At 33.5% G+C, this 1,617-nt stretch carries 3 protein-coding genes; all 3 read right to left on the bottom strand.

All coding sequences use genetic code 11. The annotated features are described in order from the left end of the window. Window positions 1-542, bottom strand: a 542-nt coding sequence (locus ACF91D_RS30165; RefSeq protein ID WP_392438417.1) for a hypothetical protein, incomplete at its 3' end; no start/stop codon positions are given. 14 nt (window positions 543-556) lie between these two features. Beyond that, window positions 557-1,078, bottom strand: coding sequence for a hypothetical protein (locus ACF91D_RS30160; protein ID WP_234115512.1), 522 nt, complete (start codon window positions 1,076-1,078; stop codon window positions 557-559). Continuing rightward, the coding region (locus ACF91D_RS30155) for a phage tail protein (RefSeq protein ID WP_392438414.1) at window positions 1,071-1,617 on the bottom strand (547 nt) is incomplete at its 5' end. The genes ACF91D_RS30160 and ACF91D_RS30155, both read right to left, overlap by 8 nt.

Raw genomic sequence — 1,617 nt, 5'->3', positions numbered from 1 at the left:
GGTTTACTTGGGTTACTACCCGATACACCTTTTCTAATTTTAATTATATTACCGTCAGAATCTCTGTAAGGAATATGAACGATTTTATAAGTTGTATCAAACTTACGACCACTCACATAAGTTATTTCATTATAGTAAGCACTTTCTTTAATTTGCCCCTCATGCTTTTGAGCCATATCATCGGCTTGTTTTGCAACTTCATCAATCTTGGCAAAGTCTTGCATCAATCTGTCTTGTGCTAAATCATGAACTTGACCGTCCATTCCTACACGAATATCTTTAACCTCTGCCGAACTGTTCTTGCTAGCTCCCCAAATTTGAGTGTCTACTCGACCAGTTAAAACGTTAACTGTTTCACTAAGTGGTTTACCGTTATGATCTATTTGCTTTGAGGTATGTGCTTTAAGTTCTTGATTCTTATGTTCGTCAACTCTTTGTTGAGCTATCAGTCTATCTTGATTTAAAGTCTTGAAATTATATACCAAGTAACCTCGAAATTCATTGTTTAAACTGTAAGGTAAATTCTCAAATAAATTTGACATTTATTACCACTCTCCTATTCTATCCATGTGTATTGACCATATATCCAATTTGATGCATCAGAATATGACTGTTCTGACGGATGTACAAAAACCATAACTTTACCATCTGTTAAAATTTCCAACGTATAAGGCAATCTATGTCCATTACCTGACATTTGGAACCTAACCGGTTTACTAACAAACCCAATAGGTAACTGGAATAATTGCATACCTGAACTAAAGTTTTCTGCATTAATTCTTATCATTTTTGTTACTTGGTAATTACCGTTTCCGAATTTTAATGGATTAAAAGTTGTATCTCTTATGGCACATTGGAAACCATCCTTGTATCTCGTGTTGACTTTCACACCTGTACCAGCGTTGTAGTCGAAAGGAATCCAACCCGAATCAAGTATATAATCACCCATGAACTGTATAGACCACGTTAATGATTCTGTATATTCTTCCATCCCATCTATTGCATCTAAATGTGATTTAGCATAAACGTATTCACCTTCATTATTTCTGAATTGTATTGCATCGACATCTTTACTCATCTACTGTCACACTCCCAACTATGTCATAATCTAAACCAATGCTCGATGCGTTAGATATTGTTAATTTACTAGGTTTATTTATTTGTTTTATTCTTTTATTTATTTTTTGTTGAATACTAATAATATCTTGTTTAGCATTGCTAAATTCAACATCAATTGGTTCGTTAACTAACGGGTGTGGTTCAGTTATTTTGACGACTTTAAGATCAGTATTGAAACCTAATGGTTCGTGTATGAAATGAACAATATTGTTTTCATGTATTTGTTCAAATCCTAAATAATTTGTACTAAGTTCAACAGTGGGTTCATCTTGTATTTCGGCTTTTAGTTTCCCTGTTAACTCTGTTTTATCCAAAACATTATCATCAAATATCGTAGGGACTTCGGCATGTCCAAATATGGAATAATTAGGGCTTTTATATTCCGAATTGTAATAATACAAATCTTCGCCCTTTAACACAGCCGTAAGATTTAAAATGTTTTGTTTTTCAGTTCCAACGTACCCAGTAGGAATGTGTTTCTTATATTTCATACCAGGA

The sequence above is a fragment of the Staphylococcus sp. 231237_7MaSpsaltlick genome (genome assembly GCF_043107035.1).
Note: the sequence above shows the minus strand (reverse complement) of the source record. Positions and strands in the feature narration are given on the sequence as shown.

Bases quoted from the DNA above. Each gene is read 5' to 3' on its own strand.
- ACF91D_RS30160 (WP_234115512.1), bottom strand. From the start codon at position 1,078: ATGAGTAAAGATGTCGATGCAATACAATTCAGAAATAATGAAGGTGAA.